General features: G+C 45.7%; 16 protein-coding genes and 1 pseudogene. 15 read left to right on the forward strand and 2 right to left on the reverse strand.

Annotated features, from left to right (window positions below; all coding sequences use genetic code 11):
• The first annotated feature begins 180 nt into the window (after positions 1–180).
• The 10 genes and pseudogenes from BCT11_RS17550 to BCT11_RS17595 all read left to right on the forward strand — a co-directional run bounded on the left by BCT11_RS17550 (position 181) and on the right by BCT11_RS17595 (position 11262).
• On the forward strand, positions 181–1308 hold the full coding sequence (locus BCT11_RS17550; RefSeq protein WP_038869592.1) for a bifunctional tRNA (adenosine(37)-C2)-methyltransferase TrmG/ribosomal RNA large subunit methyltransferase RlmN: 1128 nt from the start codon (positions 181–183) through the stop codon (positions 1306–1308).
• 413 nt (positions 1309–1721) lie between these two features.
• Positions 1722–2678 (forward strand): cytoskeleton protein RodZ, encoded by a 957-nt coding sequence (rodZ, locus tag BCT11_RS17555; RefSeq protein WP_102388859.1) that lies wholly within the window; start codon positions 1722–1724, stop codon positions 2676–2678.
• Between the two features lie 5 nt (positions 2679–2683).
• Positions 2684–3802 (forward strand): flavodoxin-dependent (E)-4-hydroxy-3-methylbut-2-enyl-diphosphate synthase, encoded by a 1119-nt coding sequence (gene ispG, locus BCT11_RS17560; RefSeq protein WP_005424674.1) that lies wholly within the window; start codon positions 2684–2686, stop codon positions 3800–3802.
• 55 nt (positions 3803–3857) lie between these two features.
• Positions 3858–5126: a histidine--tRNA ligase gene (gene hisS / locus BCT11_RS17565; RefSeq protein ID WP_038881776.1), complete on the forward strand. Its 1269-nt coding sequence runs from the start codon at positions 3858–3860 to the stop codon at positions 5124–5126.
• A gap of 125 nt (positions 5127–5251) precedes the next feature.
• Positions 5252–5866 (forward strand): YfgM family protein, encoded by a 615-nt coding sequence (locus tag BCT11_RS17570; RefSeq protein ID WP_038869596.1) that lies wholly within the window; start codon positions 5252–5254, stop codon positions 5864–5866.
• Between the two features lie 12 nt (positions 5867–5878).
• Complete coding sequence (gene bamB / locus BCT11_RS17575) at positions 5879–7039, forward strand: outer membrane protein assembly factor BamB (protein ID WP_038881775.1); 1161 nt, start codon at positions 5879–5881, stop codon at positions 7037–7039.
• Positions 7040–7220: 181 nt separating this feature from the next.
• A complete protein-coding gene (der, locus tag BCT11_RS17580) occupies positions 7221–8717 on the forward strand; it encodes a ribosome biogenesis GTPase Der (RefSeq protein WP_038869600.1) in 1497 nt (498 codons plus the stop codon).
• A 79-nt stretch (positions 8718–8796) separates the two neighbouring features.
• Complete coding sequence (locus BCT11_RS17585) at positions 8797–9666, forward strand: metal-dependent hydrolase (protein WP_042603971.1); 870 nt, start codon at positions 8797–8799, stop codon at positions 9664–9666.
• 296 nt (positions 9667–9962) lie between these two features.
• Positions 9963–10966 (forward strand): annotated as a pseudogene (locus BCT11_RS17590) (sensor domain-containing diguanylate cyclase).
• Positions 10967–11037: 71 nt separating this feature from the next.
• Positions 11038–11262 (forward strand): zinc ribbon domain-containing protein, encoded by a 225-nt coding sequence (locus BCT11_RS17595; protein ID WP_033006191.1) that lies wholly within the window; start codon positions 11038–11040, stop codon positions 11260–11262.
• On the opposite strand, the gene xseA is transcribed toward BCT11_RS17595, so the two are convergent.
• Positions 11259–12590: an exodeoxyribonuclease VII large subunit gene (gene xseA / locus BCT11_RS17600; RefSeq protein ID WP_038869605.1), complete on the reverse strand. Its 1332-nt coding sequence runs from the start codon at positions 12588–12590 to the stop codon at positions 11259–11261. The genes BCT11_RS17595 and xseA overlap by 4 nt on opposite strands.
• A gap of 232 nt (positions 12591–12822) precedes the next feature.
• On the opposite strand from xseA, the gene guaB reads away from it, so the two are divergent.
• From guaB to BCT11_RS17625, 5 genes are all read left to right on the forward strand, one after another.
• On the forward strand, positions 12823–14286 hold the full coding sequence (gene guaB, locus BCT11_RS17605) for an IMP dehydrogenase (protein WP_005447694.1): 1464 nt from the start codon (positions 12823–12825) through the stop codon (positions 14284–14286).
• A gap of 126 nt (positions 14287–14412) precedes the next feature.
• Complete coding sequence (gene guaA, locus BCT11_RS17610) at positions 14413–15966, forward strand: glutamine-hydrolyzing GMP synthase (protein WP_039977093.1); 1554 nt, start codon at positions 14413–14415, stop codon at positions 15964–15966.
• Between the two features lie 301 nt (positions 15967–16267).
• Entirely contained in the window at positions 16268–17791 is a 1524-nt protein-coding gene (locus BCT11_RS17615; RefSeq protein WP_102388860.1) for a Na+/H+ antiporter NhaC family protein, read from the forward strand.
• Positions 17792–17991: 200 nt separating this feature from the next.
• Positions 17992–19701: a glycoside hydrolase family 19 protein gene (locus BCT11_RS17620; RefSeq protein ID WP_020194993.1), complete on the forward strand. Its 1710-nt coding sequence runs from the start codon at positions 17992–17994 to the stop codon at positions 19699–19701.
• A gap of 179 nt (positions 19702–19880) precedes the next feature.
• On the forward strand, positions 19881–20474 hold the full coding sequence (locus BCT11_RS17625) for a GPR1/FUN34/YaaH family transporter (RefSeq protein ID WP_009705589.1): 594 nt from the start codon (positions 19881–19883) through the stop codon (positions 20472–20474).
• A 128-nt stretch (positions 20475–20602) separates the two neighbouring features.
• On the opposite strand, the gene BCT11_RS17630 is transcribed toward BCT11_RS17625, so the two are convergent.
• Positions 20603–22150 (reverse strand): alanine/glycine:cation symporter family protein, encoded by a 1548-nt coding sequence (locus BCT11_RS17630; protein ID WP_038881767.1) that lies wholly within the window; start codon positions 22148–22150, stop codon positions 20603–20605.
• Positions 22151–22222 lie beyond the last annotated feature (72 nt).

Below are 22222 nucleotides of genomic sequence, written 5' to 3' on the forward strand. Positions count from 1 at the left end.
GCGGACCATACATTTTTTATTATCGAAAATTGACTGAGAACTGATCACACCTATTGTCTAAAATTTAATCTATAGGATTTTAATGCCTTAGCAAACTCAGGGTCTTAGAACCCTTGTTGTAGCTGCATAAAGGCTGTACAATTCGCGCCCTTATTCTTGTTTCAGTCATTGAGAGGCAACATGACCACTGAAAAAATCAATCTACTCGACTTTGATCGCAAAGGCATGCGTCAATTTTTCGCGGAAGAGCTAGGCGAAAAAGCGTTCCGTGCGGATCAGGTTATGAAGTGGATCTACCATTTCGGTGTTGATGACTTCGATAACATGACGAACATCAACAAGAAGCTACGTGAAAAACTGCAACACAAGTGCGAAATCAAAGCACCAACGGTAGCAGAAGCTCAGCACTCTTCAGACGGCACAATCAAGTGGGCGATGAAGGTGGGTGATCAGGACGTAGAAACGGTTTATATCCCAGAAGAAGATCGTGCGACATTATGTGTATCGTCTCAGGTAGGTTGTGCGCTGGAATGTAAGTTCTGTTCAACTGCTCAACAGGGGTTCAACCGTAACCTAAAAGTTTCTGAAATCATTGGTCAGGTATGGCGTGCTGCGCGCGAAGTTGGTTTGCAAAAAGAAACCGGTCGTCGCCCAATCACTAACGTGGTAATGATGGGCATGGGTGAGCCTCTTCTAAACATGAAGAACCTTATCCCTGCGCTTGAAATCATGCTTGATGATCTTGGCTTTGGCTTGTCTAAACGTCGTGTCACCGTATCTACTTCTGGTGTGGTTTCTGGTCTTGATCAGATGACGGGTAAAATTGACGTCGCATTGGCGATCTCTCTACACGCGCCAAATGATGAACTGCGTAGCCAAATTATGCCGATCAACGACCGTTGGGACATTCAAGATTTCCTTGCATCCGTTCGTCGTTACATCGCTTCATCGAATGCTAATCGCGGAAAAGTAACCGTTGAGTACGTACTACTTGATCATGTGAATGATGATATGGACCACGCTCGTGAACTTGCGGAACTCATGAAAGATACGCCATGTAAGATCAACCTGATTCCGTTTAACCCGTATCCAGGTTCTCCTTACAAAAAACCAAGTAACTCACGCATCGACCGTTTCCAGAAAACATTGATGCAATACGAACACACGGTAACGGTTCGTAAAACGCGTGGTGATGATATCGATGCCGCATGCGGGCAGTTAGTTGGTGATGTTATTGACCGCACCAAACGTACAGCATCTCTAAAAGCTGCGCGTGGTGCAGAAACCATCGACGTAAAAGCAGTATAAGTTGTAACAAATTCTTGAATAGCCAGAGCCTTATGCTCTGGCTATTTTGTTTGTAATATCTACACTGTATCCTTATAGACACAGCGTTGTGAGTAGAAATATTACTTAGCTGTGTCAATTTTTGGACAAAAGCTTGAGCTATCTGTTAATTTGAGAGCAAAGAGTTTTTGTCTTCCTTATACATTCGCTTATCATGGTGAGCGAAATATAACAAAGACACCGACTATTCTCAGTATTCTCTCAATTACGTTTGCTGATTCATTGCAAGCGAGCATTCATACTCCGAACACTGAGAATTTCTAAAAGATTATTTTGGTTAACGCGTTTAGGCTAGCTATCTTTAAGTGAGGCTTAAGAACAAAAACGAAAATAAATAACTGTGTTAGCCACCAAACAGATTAAATACCGCCATTATGACAGAACACGAAAACACCAATGAAGTCCCGCTTTCTATGGAAGCTGGCACGTTACTAAAAAACAAACGCGAATCTCTAGGGATGACTCAGAAGCATGTTGCTGATCGCCTAAGACTTCGCGTTTCTGTTATTGAAGATATTGAAAGTAATCGATTTGAAGCACAGCAAGTTACTACGTTTACTCGTGGTTACTTACGTTCTTATGCAAAGCTTGTTGGGCTTGATGAAAAGATTGTTTTGGCAGCTTTAGAGCAAACTTCTGAAGTTCACGTTAAGCCACAAGAAACAGAGATGCAAAGTTTCTCTCGTAAAACCAAACACGAGAAACACAATAGCCGAATTATGCTGCTCACATGGGCGATTGCGATTGTGATTACTGGTATCTCTGGCGCTTGGTGGTGGCAGAACCAGCAAGAAAACAGCCTTGCTCAAGTTGTGACAGAATCAAGTTCAGAAACGGAACAAACAGCGGACGATGCTGATATCGATCTAATGAGTGCCGATGAACTTATCGCAAGCACGCCTGCGGAAGTTGCGCCAGTGGTAGAAGTTGCTGAAGCCGTTTCATCTGCTGACGAGACGGTAAGTAAAGCAGAAAGCGCGGTAGCAGCAACTGAAGAAACGGTGACAGAAGCTGTGGCAGAAGAGCCTGTTGCGGTCATCGAAGATGCTCAAGCAACTCAAGAACCAATGACGCCTGTTGTGCCAGAGGGCATGACGTTATTAACCATGAAGTTTAAAGCAGACTGCTGGATTCAGGTTAAGGACTCGAATGGCAAAACGCTAGTAAGCGGGACCCGTAAACCGGGTCAAGACGTAGAACTTGCCGGAAAAGCACCTTTTAAAGTGATATTAGGCGCACCAGAAGGCGTAACCATGACATTTGCAAGTGAACCTGTCGATCTTTCTGGGTATACTTCAGGCAAAGTCGCTAGATTCACTTTACCGTTATAAATATTATGCAACACGAATCTCCAATTATTCGTCGTAAATCGACGCGTATTTATGTGGGTGATGTGCCAATTGGTGATGGTGCACCGATTGCTGTACAGTCAATGACAAACACTCGCACGACTGATGTGGAAGCTACAGTCGCACAAATCCGAGCATTAGAAAAAGTGGGTGCAGACATTGTACGTGTTTCTGTTCCTACTATGGATGCAGCGGAAGCTTTTAAGCTCATCAAACAGCAAGTGTCTGTGCCGTTAGTTGCGGACATTCACTTTGACTACCGTATCGCCCTGAAAGTGGCAGAGTACGGTGTTGATTGTTTGCGTATCAACCCAGGTAACATCGGAAACGAAGAGCGTATTCGCTCTGTTGTTGATTGTGCCCGTGACAAAAACATCCCTATCCGTATTGGTGTAAACGGTGGTTCTTTGGAAAAAGATCTGCAGATGAAATACGGTGAGCCAACGCCAGAGGCATTGGTAGAGTCGGCGATGCGTCACGTGGATCATCTAGACCGTCTTAACTTTGACCAGTTCAAAGTCAGTGTGAAAGCGTCAGATGTGTTCCTAGCGGTGGATTCATACCGTCTATTGGCAAAACAGATTGACCAGCCACTACACCTAGGTATCACCGAAGCCGGTGGTGCAAGAGCTGGTGCTGTTAAGTCATCGGTTGGTCTTGGTATGCTTTTGGCTGAAGGCATCGGTGATACGTTACGTATCTCATTGGCGGCAGATCCAGTAGAAGAGATCAAAGTTGGCTTTGATATTCTTAAGTCTCTGCGTATTCGTTCACGTGGCATCAACTTTATTGCTTGTCCAAGCTGTTCACGTCAGGAGTTCGACGTGATTAACACAGTTAACGCATTGGAAGAGCGTCTAGAAGACATCATCACACCTATGGATGTGTCTATCATCGGCTGTGTCGTAAACGGCCCTGGTGAAGCTGAGGTTTCACACCTAGGTCTAGCAGGTAGCAATAAGAAGAGCGCATTCTACGAAGACGGCAAACGTCAGAAAGAGCGTTTCGACAACGATGACCTAGTGAACCAGCTAGAAGCGAAAATCCGTGCGAAAGCGTCTGTATTAGACCAAGCTAACCGCATCGATATCAAACAAGAAGATTAATCTCATAGCTTGAGCACGCTAAGTGTGCTCGGGTTACTAAGCGACGGTAATAATTGTGGCAAAGAAAATCCAAGCAATCCGAGGCATGAACGACTGCCTTCCAACTCAGTCTCCGCTGTGGCAGAAACTTGAAAACGCAGTAAAAAGTACTGTAAGCGCATACGGCTACAACGAAGTGCGCATGCCAATCGTTGAAGAAACAAACCTATTCAGCCGCGCGGTTGGTGAAGAGACAGACGTTGTTTCAAAAGAAATGTACACCTTTGATGATCGTAACGGAGACAGCCTAACACTTCGCCCTGAAGGTACAGCGGGCTGTGTACGTGCATGTATTCAAAATAGCCTGATCAACCGTGACGAACAACGTCTATGGTACATGGGGCCAATGTTCCGCCATGAGCGCCCGCAGAAAGGTCGTTACCGTCAATTCCACCAGTGTGGTGTTGAGGTGTTCGGCCTAAATGGTCCAGATGTTGATGCTGAGCTTATCATGATGACAGCACGTCTATGGCGTGAACTGGGTATCCATGAACATGTTCGTCTTGAGCTTAACTCTATCGGTTCTCAAGAAGATCGCGCAGATTACCGCACGGCACTGGTTGCGTTCCTTGAGCAACATATCGATGTGCTAGACGAAGATTGTAAGCGTCGTATGCACACGAACCCACTGCGAGTTCTGGATACGAAGAACCCTGACGTTCAGGCTATTTTAGGCGATGCACCTCGTCTTTCTGAGTACTTAGGTGAAGAATCTAAAGCACACTTCGCAGGTCTATGTGAACTTTTAGACGCTGCAGGTATCGAATACACAGTTAACGAGCGTCTAGTTCGTGGTCTGGATTACTACAATCGTACGGTGTTTGAGTGGATCACTGAGAGCTTAGGTGCTCAAGGCACTGTATGTGGCGGTGGTCGTTACGATGGCCTTGTAGAACAATTAGGTGGCAGTGCAACACCAGCAGTTGGTTTTGCAATGGGTCTAGAGCGTCTTGTTTTGATGCTAGAAACACTAGAGCTAACAGATGTTCGTCGAAGTGTTGATGTTTACGTAGTGACAGCTGGCGAAGGCACAATGATGGTAGGCATGAAGCTAGCAGAACAGCTTCGTGAAGCTGTTCCTGGTGTTCGTGTGATGAATCACTTCGGTGGTGGTAACTTCAAGAAACAGTTTAAACGCGCAGACAAAGTCGGTGCTGTTGTAGCATTAGTGCTGGGCGAAAACGAAGTTGCGGATAATACCGTAGTACTAAAAGATTTGGTTGGTGGTGAGCAAGAGACTTACAATCAAGCAGAAGTTGCTGAGAAGATCGCAGCACTTATCTAAGTCTTTTAATAAGCTAAAGATTATATCCTAATTTGTAATAACGAGGCTCCCAAGATAGGAGCCTTTCGACGAATAGGAGCAATGGTAGCCCTTGCTGCCATTTACATGTTTTAAGAGGACAGGAAGTGGAACTTTACGATACTGAAGAACAACAAGTTGAAGCCATTAAAGACTGGTGGAAGGAAAACGGCAAAGCCGTCATCATCGGTGCGGTTGTTGGTTTAGGTGGTCTATTTGGCTGGCGTTACTATCAGGATTCTGTCGTTCAGGCGAGTGAAGCAGCTTCTCAAAGCTACACAACAGCGATGAATGCTTTGCAAACGAAAGGCGCAGATGCTCAAACAGATATTCAAGCGTTCATTGATTCAAACAAAGTGAAAGAGTACTCAGTACTTGCTGCACTTCAATTAGCAAAAGTTCAGGTTGATGCAAAAGATCTTGCCGCTGCGCTTGAGCAATTGAAATGGGCTCAAAGCAACACGAAAGATGCCGCGCTAACTCCACTTATCAGCTACCGTATTGCGCGCATTGAAGCGGAAATGGGCAACTTTGACGCAGCAAATGCTGAGCTAAGCAAAGTAACAGATGCAGCATGGACGGGTCGTATTGCAGAACTTCGTGGTGATATCGCACTTCGTCAAGGTGACAAAGAAGCGGCATACGCAGCTTACACGGAAGCTCAGCAAGCAGCAGATGCTAGCCCGACGCTACAAATGAAATTGGACGATCTGGCGAAATAAGGACCGCATTGGATGAAAAGAGTCTTTAAGAAAGCCTTGTTAGGGGCATTAACAGTGGGAATTCTTGCCGGTTGTGCTAGCGAGGAAGACACCATTGTTATGGCTCCACTGCCTCAGGTAGATAGCCAGTTCACACCAAGCAGTGAATGGAGTACATCAATTGGAGATGGCGTAGGTCATTACTTCTCTAAGCTGTCTCCTGTCATGGCCAATGACACTCTGTTTGTTGCTAGTCGTGATGGTTTAGTTAAAGCATTGGACCCAGAAAACGGCAAGCAGAAGTGGCAAGTAAATCTAGAAGAAGATGTGATTGCTCGTCTTTCTGGCGGTATTACAGCGGCTTACGAAAATCTTTATATTGGTTCTGAAAACGGTGAAGTGATCGCGCTTGACCAAGACACTGGTGACGTGATTTGGCGTATTGAAGTTGGCGGTGAAGTATTGGCGAAGCCAATCGCAGACTCAGGTTTGATCATCGTTAATACTAGCCGTGGCACTCTCATTGCGCTTGACGAAAGCACTGGTGAGCAACGTTGGGCACTGAGCACTGAAGTTCCAAACCTAACCTTGCGTGGCGATAGCACACCAACTGCAATCGGTGGTGGTGTATTCTGGGGTACTGCGAATGGACGTCTTGCGGCGGCAATCGTTGAACGCGGTCAGTTGATTTGGCAACAGCCAGTTGGAACACCAAAAGGCGCAACTGAGATTGATCGTCTGGTTGACGTAGATTCTTCTCCTATCGTTCTTGGCGGTACTCTTTTCACTGTTGGTTACAACGGTCAGTTGATTGCTATCGACTTGCGCAGCGCAAACCCAATTTGGAAACGTAACTACTCATCAGCCACAGATATTGCGACAGATGGTAGTCGTATCTTTGTGATTACAGAGAAAGATCATGTGGTCGCTGTTGATGCACGTAGTGGTACTGAGCTTTGGGAAAACAGCAAGCTTGAGTACCGTCAGCTAACAGCTCCTGTCCTTGTTGATAACTATCTTGTTGTTGGTGATACATTGGGTTACTTGCACTGGATGGATCGTTCAACGGGTGAGTTCGTCGCACAACAGTTTGTCGATGACAGCGGCTTCGCTGTAGGGCCAACCTTGTTGTCAGATGGTTACGTGATTACCACTCGCAATGGCGATGTAAAGAAACTAACCATTAACGAATAATATCGTGATATAATTCACATTCGGCTCCTGGCTGGTAACAGTTAGGGGCCGTTTTGTTGTTTGAAATTATTATTTATTAACAGTTATTCCTGACGTGGTTATAGGTAAAAAGCTGGTTTGATTTGGCATTAGGCAAGTCGTTACCTATAACTACAGAAGAAAGATTATTGTAGAGGTTGTTATGGTACCTGTTGTTGCTCTTGTGGGGCGTCCAAACGTAGGTAAATCTACGCTATTTAACCGATTGACTCGTACTCGTGATGCGTTGGTTGCGGACTTCCCTGGCCTAACGCGTGACCGTAAATATGGCCAAGCTCGCCTTGGTGAGGAACACGAATTCATCGTTATTGATACCGGTGGTATTGATGGTACGGAAGAAGGTGTAGAAACAAAGATGGCAGAACAATCGTTAGCGGCTATTGATGAAGCTGACGTAGTGCTGTTCCTTGTTGACGGTCGTGCTGGACTAACGCCATCGGATGAAGCGATTGCTGCGCATCTGCGTAAAATCGAAAAGCCAGCGATGTTGGTAGTAAACAAAATCGATGGTATTGATGCTGACGCCGCATGTGCCGATTTCTGGCAGCTTGGTGTTGACGATATGTACCAAATCGCTGCGGCACACGGTCGTGGTGTAACGGCATTGCTAGAGCGTGCATTAGCGCCATTTTTCGATGATCTACTGGCAAGTGAATCTGAAGAAGGTGAGATTGAAGATCTGACTGAATTCGAAGATGAAGAGTTAGCGATCGAAGATTACACCGAAGAAGACGCAGAAGCTGAGTTCAAACGTTTGCAAGACCAGCCAATCAAACTGGCAATTATTGGTCGTCCAAACGTAGGTAAATCAACGCTGACTAACCGTATTCTTGGTGAAGAACGTGTAGTGGTATATGACATGCCAGGAACCACTCGTGACTCTATCTACATTCCAATGGAACGTGATGGTCGTGAGTATGTGCTGATCGATACTGCGGGCGTACGTCGTCGTGGTCGTATCAACGAAACAGTAGAAAAATTCTCTGTTGTTAAAACGCTGAAAGCCGTAGAAGATGCAAACGTGGTTCTATTGGTTATCGACGCGCGTGAAAACATTTCTGACCAAGATCTTAGCCTACTTGGCTTCGCACTGAATGCTGGTCGTTCAATCGTACTAGCGGTAAACAAGTGGGACGGTCTGGATAACGATGTAAAAGAGAATGTGAAGAAAGAACTCGATCGCCGTTTAGGCTTCGTTGATTTTGCACGTATTCACTTTATCTCTGCATTGCACGGTACTGGCGTTGGTCACTTGTTCGAGTCGATTCAAGAAGCTTACAAGTCGGCAACGACACGTGTAGGTACATCTGTTCTTACTCGTATCATGAAGATGGCAACAGACGATCACCAACCGCCTATGGTTCGTGGCCGTCGTATTAAGCTTAAATACGCACACGCGGGTGGTTACAACCCACCAATCGTGGTTGTTCACGGTAACATGGTTCGCGATCTACCTGATTCGTACAAACGTTACTTGATGAACTACTTCCGTAAGTCTCTGGAAATCATGGGTACACCAATCCGTATTAACTTCCAGAACAGCGATAACCCGTACGAAAACCGTGGTGGCAAGCTGACTCTTTCTCAAGAGCGTAAGCGCAAACGTATGATGTCTGCAGTGAAGAACCGCAACAAGTAATCGCCTAAGATTTTATGAATACCCAAGTTTCGACTTGGGTATTTTTTTATTCGAAGCTTTCATAAGAAGTAATCAGCACATGACAATCACAGCAACCAAGACGCGTTTCTGTCACCAAACTTGGCAGTTAGAGGCGCACGTACAATTTGTTCAATCTACATCAGAAGCTACCCATGTTGTTACTGATGTCACGCCTTTTCATCCAGTCAGCCATATTTGGCCAGATCATCCAGCGGATAAAGGCACACTAACTATAAAAGGAATGAAGTTTGAAGTGGTTGACTGCCAAGTTGGTGCTGTAGAACTAGCAAGCGGCGAGTTATATATTGGCCAAGCTATTCCGGTAAAACGTGATACGGAAGGGTGGGCGTTTGTTGTAGTGCATGTCTTGCCATTCACCGATACGTTTGATGCTGGTGATATTGCGTTGCTGGAAGTAGACAAAGAATACCAACTGTCTCTAAGTCGCGGTCATAGCGCAGGACACATCGCATATCTTGCGCTCAATAAGGTGCTGGCGCAGAACTATTGGCGTAAAGATGCTGACCGTAAAGACCCGCATGGTAACTACGATTTCAATAGCTATGCGCAAGAAACCAGTTTTGTCACCCAAGACAAATGTCTGGATACGTATCGTTTAGGCAAAACACTCCGCAAAAGGGGTTTAAACAGTGCAGATATGCTGTCTGACCTGAAAAGTATCGAACAACAGGTGAATGTTCTGTTGGGGGATTGGTTAAAAAGAGACGCTGCGATCACTGTCGATTGCCATGGGGAACACCTCACGGACTCACGTTATTGGCAATGTGATTTAGGCGAAGGAGAAATCGCTGTCATCCCTTGTGGGGGAACGCATGCGAGTCATTTGAGTGACTTTGGTTCTATCCTAGTCACGCTAGTGGAAATAGACTCACAAACTATCGAAATGCACACCGATGTAATACGCTAAATTTGGATTCTGATCTTTTTATTAAATCCTGTTGTCGTGGTTTTTGGTTTGAAAGTGTAGTTTTTAGTTCTGAATAAAATTGAGATGCAGAATATGTAACTTATGCTTTCGGTATGTGGTTATATAAATATTCTTTTAAGGGGTGATCGCTGATCAAAGGGGAAATATCCGAAGATCAGTATGTGATCTTTTATAGTGTCGCGTGCGTATAATGTGAGTTAGCTACCTGTGTAATATTAATAGATTTATTATATTCCTAGCTAACAAACATAATAACAATGTGAATACGCAGTACGATGGATAAAGATAGACTGTTAGATGCTCACCGAGCAGTCAATCGTCTTTTAGGTAAGCTTGCTCTTGGGATGAGTCGCGATAAACTTAATCATGAAGTGATTGAGTTAAGTGAACATTTGTTCGGAAAGAGGCAAGCTTCAATATTACGATTACAGCCAGATACAAACACACTTCATTTAGAATTTGCCCCGCATTTGCCTGATTTTTATAACCAAGCGATTGAAGGCGTTCCTATTGGAGCTGATATTGGTTCTTGTGGGGCTGCCGCATTTTTAAAGCAAACCGTTGTAGTGAGTGATATTGATCATCATGTTAACTGGGCGGCTTTTCTTAAACTTACTCAGCAGGCTCAACTCCGGGCTTGTTGGTCTGTCCCTATTATTGCTTCCGATGGTCATGTGCTTGGTACATTCGCGGTCTACAGTACTGAGCCGTCAACACCGCACCCTTATGAAATTGAAGTACTAGAAATGCTTGCGGCTTTGTATGCGATTGCATTGGAGAAGTTTCGCCTGGAAGAGCAGCTCCACTTTCATGCAAGTCGAGATTCATTAACTCACTGCTTCAATCGTCGAGCTTTGTTGGCCGAGGTTGACCACAAAGTGAATGGTGAATGTGGGCGGAATGCCGTTGTCGGTTGCTTTTTTGTCGATATCGATGAATTTAAGTACATCAACGATCGTTTTGGTCATGAAGCGGGTGACCAAGTGCTTATTTTAGTGGCTGAGCATTTAAAGCAGGTCTTTCGTTCATGTTCAGTGATAGGGAGATATGGAGGGGATGAGTTTGTTGGCTTTAGCTGCTTTGCTGATGATCGCGCTTATCAAGAGTTTGGTATCCGTTTAGAAGCGGAGCTCAACCAAATCTGTCATTTAGAAGAATATTCAGTTAGGGCAAGTATTGGTTGGCTTGTAGTTTAGCGAGTGAACGTGCAGTGTTAGAGCAGCTTATCCAACAAGCTGATGTGGCAATGTATCAAAACAAGCGTGCCAAACGAGCGTGATTAAGATCAAAGCACAAGATTGCCTTATGATTAAACTGTGAGTCAGTAAATAGAAGTTTTTAGGGGTAACCATGCAACCGAATATTTGCCCAACATGCGATATTGAGCTGGAGTGGACAGGTCAATACCACTGTAATCAATGTGAGTCGGATTATAAGAAAGTGGGATTTTGTCCAGATTGCGACGCTGAACTAGAAAAGCTACAAGCTTGTGGTGCGGCGAACTATTTTTGCAACAGTTGTAATGAACTCAAATCGAAATCACGTGTTCGATTTGAGTTTCAGAAAGTCAGTTAATTAACGGTTGAGCGAAGCTCACCATCAGATAAGCGGGTGACCAATACGTCGCCCGTTTTTACATCTTTCGCTTGAGTAACAACCTGACCTTGCTCAGTTTGAGTGATCGAGTAGCCACGTTTTAGCGTTGCCAGTGGGCTTACCGTATCTAGCTTCTCAGCCGCGATTGCCAGTTGATGGCGCATGGTCAGTAACTTACGGTCCATCGCATCCAGCAATTTTTGCTCAACTCGATCAAGCTTCGACTTCTGCTCAGCCAAGCGCTTTACTGGTGAGTTCAGTTGTAGGCGATGATGCTTACGCTCAACAGCTTGTTGGCGTGTAGTAATGAATCGTTGCATCGCGCGTTGTAGGCGCATCTCCAACTCATCAAGTTGTTGCGTCTGGCGTTGCAATTGATAGCTTGGGTGTTGGCGCTCTAAACGGTGTATAAGTTGAGCTGATTGCTGTTTTTGCTGCGCTAGGTAGTAACGCATTGCACTGGCTAGCTTATGTTGACGAGTCACCAAAGCTTGATCTTTGTGGCTGTTATCGCGGCTTACCAATTCAGCCGCCGCTGATGGAGTCGGCGCTCGCATGTCCGCTACAAAGTCGGCAATAGTTACGTCAACCTCATGACCAACTGCACTGATGATCGGAATTTGGCTTGCAGCAATCGTGCGAGCAAGAATTTCGTTGTTAAAGCACCAAAGGTCTTCTAACGAGCCGCCACCACGACCAACAATCAATACATCACATTCATCACGACTGTTTGCACGACCGATCGCTTGCGCAATTTGAATGGCCGCTTCTTCACCTTGCACCATGGTCGGGTAAACCACCACGGGTAGGGAAGGATCACGGCGTTTCAATACGTCTAAGATGTCGTACAGCGCTGCACCGGTTTTTGAGGTGATCACACCAACGCGTTTTGGGTGCTCAGGTAAAGGCTGCTTATTGGTTTGAGCAAACAAACCTTCTGCTGCCAATTTCATCTTAAGTGCTTCGAACTCTTGTTGCAGACGACCATCACCTTCAGGTTGCATGCTTTCAATGATCAATTGATAGTCACCACGAGGCTCATACAGAGACAGACGTGCTTTAACTAATACTTGATTGCCGTTAGCAGGTTTGAAAGTGACGCGACGATTGTTACCACGGAACATGGCACATTTAACTTGAGCGCGAGAATCTTTAAGAGTGAGATACCAGTGACCAGAGACAGGAGCTGAGAAGTTGGATATCTCTCCGACAAGCCAGACGATCCCCATTTCGTTTTCAAGTAACAGGCGGACTTCCGCATTGAGTCGAGAAACAGTGAAGATGTTTTGATTGGTCTGGGAGAGCACAGCTAATTCCGTAGACGTGAGTATGGAAATTAGCGGCAATATAATACATATCAAGGGGGTAATTGCAAGAAAAAAATTAAAAAATTTGTGGTCAAGCGATTGCGTTAACCGTATAATCCCTCCGCAATATCTAATCCAAATGTAGCCAACAACCTAAAACTGGTTACCCTCATTATGCGAAACGATGAGATTGGATTGTTCTTTCTACTCCTCTAATTGTGAGATATTGCAAATGCTAAGAATTGCCAAAGAAGCGCTGACATTCGATGACGTACTACTCGTGCCAGCTCACTCCACTGTTCTCCCAAACACAGCTGATCTTCGCACTCAGCTGACTAAGAACATCACCCTAAACATCCCAATGATTTCAGCGTCTATGGACACTGTTACTGAAGCTCGTCTAGCTATCGCGCTAGCGCAAGAGGGTGGCATTGGCTTTATCCACAAAAACATGTCTATTGAGCAGCAAGCTGCTGAAGTTCGTAAAGTTAAGAAGTTTGAAGCTGGTGTTGTTTCTGATCCCGTAACTGTTAGCCCTGAAGCGACTATCGCTGACGTGGTTGCACTGACTGAAAAACACGGCTTCGCTGGTTTCCCTGTAATCACAGAGAACAACGAGCTTGTAGGCATTATCACTGGTCGTGATGTGCGCTTTGTTACTGACCTTTCTAAGAAAGTGTCTTCAGTAATGACAGCAAAAGAAAACCTTGCAGCAGTAAAAGAAGGTGCAACACGTGAAGAAGTGCAAGAGAAGATGCACGAAGCACGCGTTGAGAAAGTATTGGTTGTGAACGATGAGTTCCAACTAACCGGTATGATCACTGCGAAAGACTTCCATAAAGCAGAACGTAAACCAAACGCATGTAAAGATGAGCGCGGTCGTCTACGTGTTGGCGCAGCCGTTGGTGCTGGCGCTGGTAACGAAGAGCGTGTTGCTGCTCTAGTTGAAGCGGGCGTTGACGTTCTACTTATCGACTCTTCACACGGTCACTCTGAAGGTGTATTAAACCGCATCCGTGAAACTCGCGCTGCTTACCCAGATCTAGACATCATCGGCGGTAACGTTGCGACAGGTGCTGGTGCTAAAGCACTTATCGAAGCGGGCGTTAGCGCAGTTAAAGTTGGTATCGGCCCTGGTTCAATCTGTACAACTCGTATCGTAACGGGTGTTGGTGTTCCTCAAGTAACAGCAATCGCAGACGCGGCAGAAGTGGCGAATTCATTCGGCATTCCAGTTATCGCTGACGGCGGTATCCGTTTCTCTGGTGACATCTGTAAAGCAATCGTGGCTGGCGCATCTTGTGTGATGGTTGGTTCAATGTTCGCAGGCACAGAAGAAGCCCCTGGTGAAGTGATTCTTTACAACGGTCGTTCTTACAAGTCTTACCGTGGCATGGGTTCTCTTGGTGCAATGTCTCAAGGTTCATCTGACCGTTACTTCCAGTCTGACAATGCAGCAGACAAGCTAGTACCAGAAGGTATCGAAGGTCGTATCGCATACAAAGGTCGTCTAAAAGAAATCGTACACCAACAAATGGGTGGTCTACGTTCAAGCATGGGTCTTACTGGCTCTGCAACGATTGAAGATATGCGTACTAAAGCTGAATTTGTTCGTATCTCAGGTGCGGGCATGGCTGAATCACACGTACACGACGTTCAAATCACTAAGGAAGCACCAAACTACCGTCGCGGTTAATTTTTACTGCTGTAAAAATAAAACCTATACACTCGACGTAAACGTTTGCTTTTTTCCTTGAAGCATTAATAAGAGGCGAGTACACTCGCCTCCGTTTTAATAACCTAGCTTATAAGACTGCTCAAAATGACTAAAAATATTCATGACCAACGTATTCTGATCTTGGACTTCGGTTCTCAGTACACTCAGCTAGTAGCGCGCCGTGTACGTGAAATCGGTGTTTACTGCGAACTGTGGAGCTGGGACGTTGAAGAAGCGGATATTCGTGAATTCAATCCAGACGGTATCATCCTATCTGGTGGTCCAGAAAGCGTAACGGAAGATAACTCTCCACGCGCTCCTCAATACGTATTTGACTCTGGTGTGCCAGTACTAGGTGTATGTTACGGCATGCAAACTATGGCTGAGCAGCTAGGTGGTAAAGTAGCGGGTTCTACAGAACGTGAATTCGGCTATGCACAAGTTAAAGTTTCTGGTGAATCTGCACTATTTAAAGATCTTGAGCTAACTCAAGATGTGTGGATGAGCCACGGTGACAAAGTAGTAGAAATTCCTGCTGACTTCGTGAAAGTCGGTGAGACAGATACATGTCCGTACGCTGCGATGGCGAACGAAGAGAAGAAATACTACGGCGTTCAGTTCCACCCAGAAGTAACGCACACGAAAGGCGGCCTACAAATGCTAGAGAACTTCGTTCTTGGCGTATGTGGCTGTGAGCGTCTATGGACTTCTGAATCTATCATCGAAGACGCGGTTGCTCGTATTAAAGAGCAAGTAGGTGACGACGAAGTTATCCTAGGTCTATCTGGTGGCGTGGACTCATCGGTAGTAGCGATGCTAGTTCACCGTGCAATCGGCGACAAGCTAACGTGTGTATTTGTAGATAACGGTTTGCTTCGTCTAAACGAAGGTCAACAAGTTATGGATATGTTTGGCGACAAGTTCGGCCTGAACATCATCAAAGTTGACGCAGAAGAGCGTTTCCTAAATGCATTAGAAGGCAAAGCGGATCCTGAAGAGAAGCGTAAGACAATCGGTCACGTATTCGTAGACGTATTCGATGAAGAGTCTAAGAAGCTGAAAAACGCGAAATGGCTAGCTCAAGGTACGATTTACCCTGACGTTATCGAATCTGCTGCATCTAAGACTGGTAAAGCGCACGTGATCAAATCACACCACAATGTGGGTGGTCTTCCAGATGACATGGAAATGGGTCTTGTTGAGCCACTTCGTGAACTGTTCAAAGATGAAGTTCGTAAGATCGGCCTAGAGCTTGGTCTTCCATACAACATGCTTTACCGCCACCCATTCCCAGGTCCCGGTCTAGGTGTTCGTGTTCTTGGTGAAATCAAGAAAGAGTACTGTGACTTGCTACGTCGTGCAGACGCTATCTTCATTGAAGAGTTACACGCTGCGGACCTATACAACAAAGTATCTCAAGCGTTCACGGTATTCCTACCAGTTCGTTCTGTAGGTGTAATGGGCGACGGTCGTAAGTACGATTGGGTTGTCTCTCTACGTGCGGTAGAAACTATCGACTTTATGACGGCGCATTGGGCACACCTACCATACGACTTCCTAGGTAAGGTTTCTAACCGTATCATCAACGAAGTTGAAGGTATTTCTCGCGTGGTTTACGACATCTCTGGTAAGCCACCAGCGACAATCGAATGGGAATAATATTCCCTTCATATTTGAAGTAGCAACGTTGTTGACTTCTCCATTTCACCCTAATCACATAGTAAACCTATGCTCATAGGGCTGAAATGGCTTGTCGCCTAGTTGCAACTCCAACTATTTTGGGAATTAGCTTTCGTATTTGACGTAAAGATTAAAATAGTAAAGCCAGCCTTCGGGCTGGTTTTTTTATGCCTGAAAAGTGTGAACGCAGGTCTCAACTTTTTTATTAGAAAATATATACATGCGAGATTGTTGAATGTATATTCATTTTTAGTGTTTAAATATTAAAGTTGGTATTGCTATGGAACAGGCAGAAGTTACCTCCCTCATCCCCATCATTATTACGTTAGTCCTCGCGCTAACTACAAGAAACGTTGTTGTCGGTCTTTTTGCCGGCGTTGTTAGCGGTGTGGCTATGTTAGAAGGCACATTCGTCGATAAAGGTCCGCTCGATTCGTTTAGCGCACTGATGAAAAGTTACCTGTTGCCGCAACTGACTGACAGTTACAATGCGGGCGTCATTTTGCTCTTAGTCTTTATTGGTGGCTTTGTGGCCTTGATGGAAAAATCTGGCGGTGGCGTGGCGTTCGCTAAAAAGGTCACTCAGTGGGTTGCAAGTAAATGCCAAGCGCAGCTTTCTGCTTGGTTTGGCGGCGTTGTTATTTTCTTTTCAGACCTTGGTACACCGTTAATTGTTGGCCCTGTCTTTCGTCCTCTTTTTGATAAGCTGAAAGTCTCTCGCCAGAAACTTGCGTTTATTATTGATTCCACGTCATCCCCCGTGGCTATCCTGATCCCTTTCATCGGTTGGGGCGTTTACATCATGAGCCTGATTCAAAAAGAGTTTGCTGCACTGGATGTGGGTATCAGTGATTGGGATGCCTTTATTGGCGCGATTCCTTACCAGTTTTATGCCTTTTTAGCGATCGCGATTGTGCCGATTGTCTCTTTCTTCAAACTGGATTTTGGACCAATGGCGAAAGCGGAACAACTTGCGGAGCAGGGTTCTGATTTTGGAAAAGTGCAAGATTCATTAAATGTGTTTGAGCATAAAAATGCAAAAATAAGTTTTGTTTGGGCACCGCTGCTCGTCATGCTTGTGGTGCTTTGTTCAATCTTGGTTCCTCACGGCTTTCCATTTCAGAAAGTAGCAGGCTCAACTTTCCGTGCTGCACTGTCGTCGGCGTATTTCTTTGCTGCAATTACCCTAATTAGTTTGATGGCGTTTTATGGCGTGAGAAAGCTCTCTGATGGCATTCAGGTTTACCTAAAAGGGATGTCGAACATGATGTCCGTTGCGGTGATTCTAGTTCTCGCTTGGTCGCTGAGTTCTGTCGGTAAAGAGCTTGGCGCTGCGGCTTACATTGCAGAGCAGGCACAAGCTGGCTTCCCATACTGGTTATTACCAGCGGTGGCATTTTTATTGGCGGGTATTATCTCTTTTGCCACAGGGTCGTCATGGGGCACTTTTGCCATCATGATGCCATTGGTCATTCCAACCGCAGTCGCGATTGATGCGCCATTATTGGTGTGTATCGGTGCGGTGCTATCTGGTGGCTTATTTGGTGATCATTGTTCGCCAATTTCGGAAACCACCATTTTGTCCTCTACGGGTGCAGGTTGTGAGCAGTATGAGCACTTTAGAACTCAATTGCCTTATGCGGTACTCAACGGCGCTATCGCTCTGACAAGCTTCCTTGTTGCGGGTGTGATGGCTTCTCCTGTAATTGTGCTGGTGGCAATAGTCGCGCAGTTTGCCATTTACTTAGTGCTCTCTAAGCAGCAAGCTTCACCGACGCTAGAGCAAGCAACAGCAGATCAATAACAATAAATGAGAGCGGGGGATTATCCCCCGTTTTCTTTTGAGTCGAGGTAACAGTTTTTGTGATACCCACTGTGTAACAGTATTTATTTATGAAATTTGCGTCGCAGAATTAATTCACTTCACTCGGCGTTTTTTCTACATGATCCACTATGTGTCTAGTTATTCCTTGTATATTGTATTGTTAAATACGGAGATTAGACATGTTTGCACTCAAACATCTGCCTCTCGCATTGGGTTGTGTACTCGCTGCACAAGCTCATGCCAGCATGAATATCCAACCTGATCCACAAAACCCAAATGGTTACGTGATTGCTCGTGGCGACATCCAAGCTATGGAGCAAAGTAAAACCTCTGACCCTATGTATGCTATTTGGTCACAAGCGCTAGAGACTCGTCCAAATACGGTTGTTGAAGCGATTGTTCCAGGAGCAGCAAGCAATCCGGAAAACGTTAAGCGAGTTGAACGTGTCTTCCCTGAGAGCGAGTGGAATTTCCTTACTCAGATGGCGGCACCAGAGTATACGTACACACGTTTCTTGCGTGCGATCGGTAAGTTCCCTGCATTCTGTGGTGAGTACACTGACGGGCGTGATTCAGACGCGATTTGTAAGAAATCCATCGTGACAGCATTTGCACACTTTGCTCAGGAAACCGGTGGTCACATTGCGGTCGATAACGTATCTGACAACCCGCTTGCACTTGAAGAGTGGCAACAAGCATTGGTTCATGTGCGTGAAATGGGATGGTCAGAAGGTCAAGAGGGCTACACAACAGGTTGTGGTCAGAACGATTGGCAAAATAAGCGTTGGCCTTGTGAGCCTGGTCAAGGGTATTTCGGTCGTGGTGCAAAACAGCTTTCTTACCACTTTAACTACGGCGCTTTCTCTGAAGTGATGTTCGATGGCGATGCATCGGTATTGCTGAAGAATCCGGGCTTAGTCGCTGACTCATGGTTGAACTTAGCTTCTGCGATTTGGTTCTTCTTAACCCCTCAAGCGCCAAAACCAGCAATGCTGCACGTGATTGATCGTACTTGGGTACCATCGCAGCGTGAAATTGATGCGGGTATTGGTTATGGATTTGGTACCACGATCAACGTTATCAACGGCGGTATTGAGTGTGGTGAGCAAAACAAAGATAAAGGTCAGCCAGTTAACCGCATTCGTTACTGGGAAGGTCTAGCTGCGCACTATCAGATTCCTATCGAAGCCGATGAGACCAATACCTGTTGGCAACAAACGCCTTACGGTAGCTTAAACCTTAACGGTGCCACTGACGTGCTTTACACCAACTGGGATGGTAACTGGAAGTACTACTCAGATCGCCCGGGCGGTCACTCATTTGAATGTGAGTTGGTTGGTTTCCAAACCGCGTATTCGGCACTGGTTGCTGGTGATTACGAGAAATGTGTTACCAACTTCTACCAATCTCATGCAGGTTGGCCTGAAGTTCGCGTTGTCGATAAATTAGACCCAGTCGATCCGGTTGACCCACCTGTAGGCGGTGTTGCTGCATGGGATGCTGGCAAGGTTTATAACACGGGCGACCAAGTCTCTTACAAGGGGGCTGTATATGAAGCGAAGTGGTGGTCACAAGGTAATGAGCCTACTAAAGGTGACCCTTGGAAATTGGTCTCAGGTACGCCAACAGAGCCACCAGCGACTGAACCGCCAACGACTGAGCCACCTGTAACAGAACCACCTGTCACCGAGCCGCCAGTGACAGAGCCTCCGGTTACTGAACCACCAGTATCGGGTGACTTTATTGCATGGGAACCAGGTGTGACTCAAGTGGCTAATGGCGACAAAGTGACTTATCAAGGCAAATGCTTTATCGCGAAAAATGGACCGGGTGTATGGGAATCACCGACACAGAGTAATTGGTTCTGGGATGAGATCTCTTGCCAGTAATTGAACAATAAATAGTCTAACCATCTATAAAGGCTCTGCTTTTTAGCAGGGTCTTTTTTTATTCGCTTGGTTGCTTATTTGTGCAATCTAAGTTTTCAATAACGTCTTTTCTCTTTTGTTTTTTAGTCCATTAAAATTCGCGCGCAATTTTTATCAACATTTTTGAAAAGGTAATGTACATGTCTACAAAACTGGCTAACCCAGCGCCACTAGGTCTAATGGGTTTTGGTATGACTACCATCCTGCTAAACATCCACAACGCAGGTTTCTTCCCAATGGATTCTATGATTCTGGCTATGGGCATCTTTTACGGTGGTTTAAGCCAAGTACTTGTTGGCATGATGTGCTTCAAGCGTGGTGACACGTTCGGTACGACTGCATTTACTTCTTACGGTCTATTCTGGCTGACACTGGTTGGTCTAATCGTAATGCCTTACATGGGCCTTCCAGCAAGCCCTGCACACTTCATGGGTTGGTACCTACTACTATGGGGTATCTTCACTGGCTTCATGTTCATTGGCTCTCTATGCTACCCAGTAGCGAAGCAAGTAGTATTCGGTTCTCTTACTATCCTGTTCTTCCTACTAGCGGCACGTGACTTCACTGGTAGCGAGCTGATCGGTACTATCGCTGGCTTCGAAGGTATCTTCTGTGGCGCGAGCGCAATCTACTTTGCAATGGCTCAAGTACTAAACAACGAATACGGCCGTACCGTACTTCCTGTTGGCGAAAAGCAAAAGCCACAAGTTGCTACGCAAGAAATCGCTGCATAATCGCTTCGAATTGAATGCAAAAGAAAAGGGTTAGCCACTGGCTAACCCTTTTTTAATGTCCGTTGTTCGGACCACTGCTTTTTCTTATATACCTGCCAACCCATTGGGGGAGGATGTTAAATGAAGCATTAGGTAGATGGTTGCTCTACCGTTTCTGTTGTATCGCTTTCTGCGGTTGGTGCTTTACCTGTTTTGCGCTTGTACTTCTCTTCCCAGTAAGTCGCGCCTTTAATACCAAGTGCTACTGGGTTGAACGTAAACTCAGTCACCCCACGTTTCTGTTGCTCTTCGTAGTCAGCCAGCGCTTTTAGTGCAGGCTTCGACATGAAGAAAATGATCAGAATGCCGACAATGTTCAGCCATGCCATTAGACCTACGCCCACATCACCCATTGCCCACGCAAGGTTGGCAGTCTTCACGGTGCCGTAGAATACCGCAGAGATGAGTACCAGCTTCAGAATGAACATCAGACCGTTTACTTTTACAGTGCGACGGATGTACGCGATGTTCGTTTCTGCGATGTAGTAGTAAGCCAGAATCGTCGTGAAGGCGAAGAAGAACAAGGCAACCGCGATGAATGGTTTACCAACCCCAGGTAGAGCGCTTTCAATCGCCATCTGTGTAAATACAGGGCCATTAGCACCGATATCTGCAGGTAGGTTTTGCACTAAGAATGAACCCTCTACTGCGCCTTGTACGTTGTATGCACCCGTGATAAGAATCATAAACGCGGTTGCTGAACATACTAACAACGTATCGATGTAGATAGAGAATGACTGAACAAGACCTTGCTGTGCTGGGTGGTCAACACTTGCTGCCGCTGCTGCGTGAGGGCCAGTACCTTGACCTGCTTCGTTAGAGTAAACACCACGTTTTACACCCCAACCAATCGCAGCACCAATACCAGCCATCGGCGTGAATGCATCACCAATGATCATGCCAACGATACGCGGAATCTCTCCGATGTTAAGTAGGATGATAACGAACGCGGTGATGATGTAAGCCAGCGCCATGAACGGAACCACAATCTGCGTGAAGTTTGCGATGCGCTTTACGCCACCAAAGATAATGAAAGCAAGAATGACACAGACAACCGTACCAGTGAAAATTTTAGCGAAACTGAAGGTACCAATAGCGGTTTCAATCATGTCACCTGAGCCAAAGGCTGCTTCTACTGCGTTACCAATACTGTTTGATTGAACGCCGGGAAGTAGAACGCCACATGCAAAGATGGTTGCGATAGCGAAGACCCATGCGTACCACTTCTGACCCATTGCTTTTTCGATGTAGTAAGCTGGACCACCGCGGAATTCGCCTTCGTCTTCCTCTTTGTAAATCTGTGCGAGTGTTGATTCTGCGTACGCCGTTGCTGCACCAAAGAAGGCAACAACCCACATCCAGAATACTGCACCTGGGCCACCGAAGCCGATAGCAGCAGCAACACCTGCAATGTTACCTGTACCTACACGGCCAGATAGTGAAACGGCCAAAGCCTGAAATGATGAAATCCCCTTGGTTGAACTCTTACCATTAAGTAGCAAGCGCCACATTTCAAAGAAGTGACGAATCTGCACAAAGCGCGTCATGATCGAGTAGAACAAACCAGCGCCAAGACACAGATAGATCAGTGCCGGACTCCAGATAATTCCATTCAGAAAATCAACTAATGACTGCATGAGTATTTTCCCTGTTTGTTATGGTTGTGGTTGTTTTTCGTACAACACATTACCCTTTTTTGTAATGCAATT

It is taken from the genome of Vibrio sp. 10N.222.52.B12, assembly GCF_002875385.1.
In the GTDB taxonomy this organism is placed as follows: domain Bacteria; phylum Pseudomonadota; class Gammaproteobacteria; order Enterobacterales; family Vibrionaceae; genus Vibrio; species Vibrio jasicida.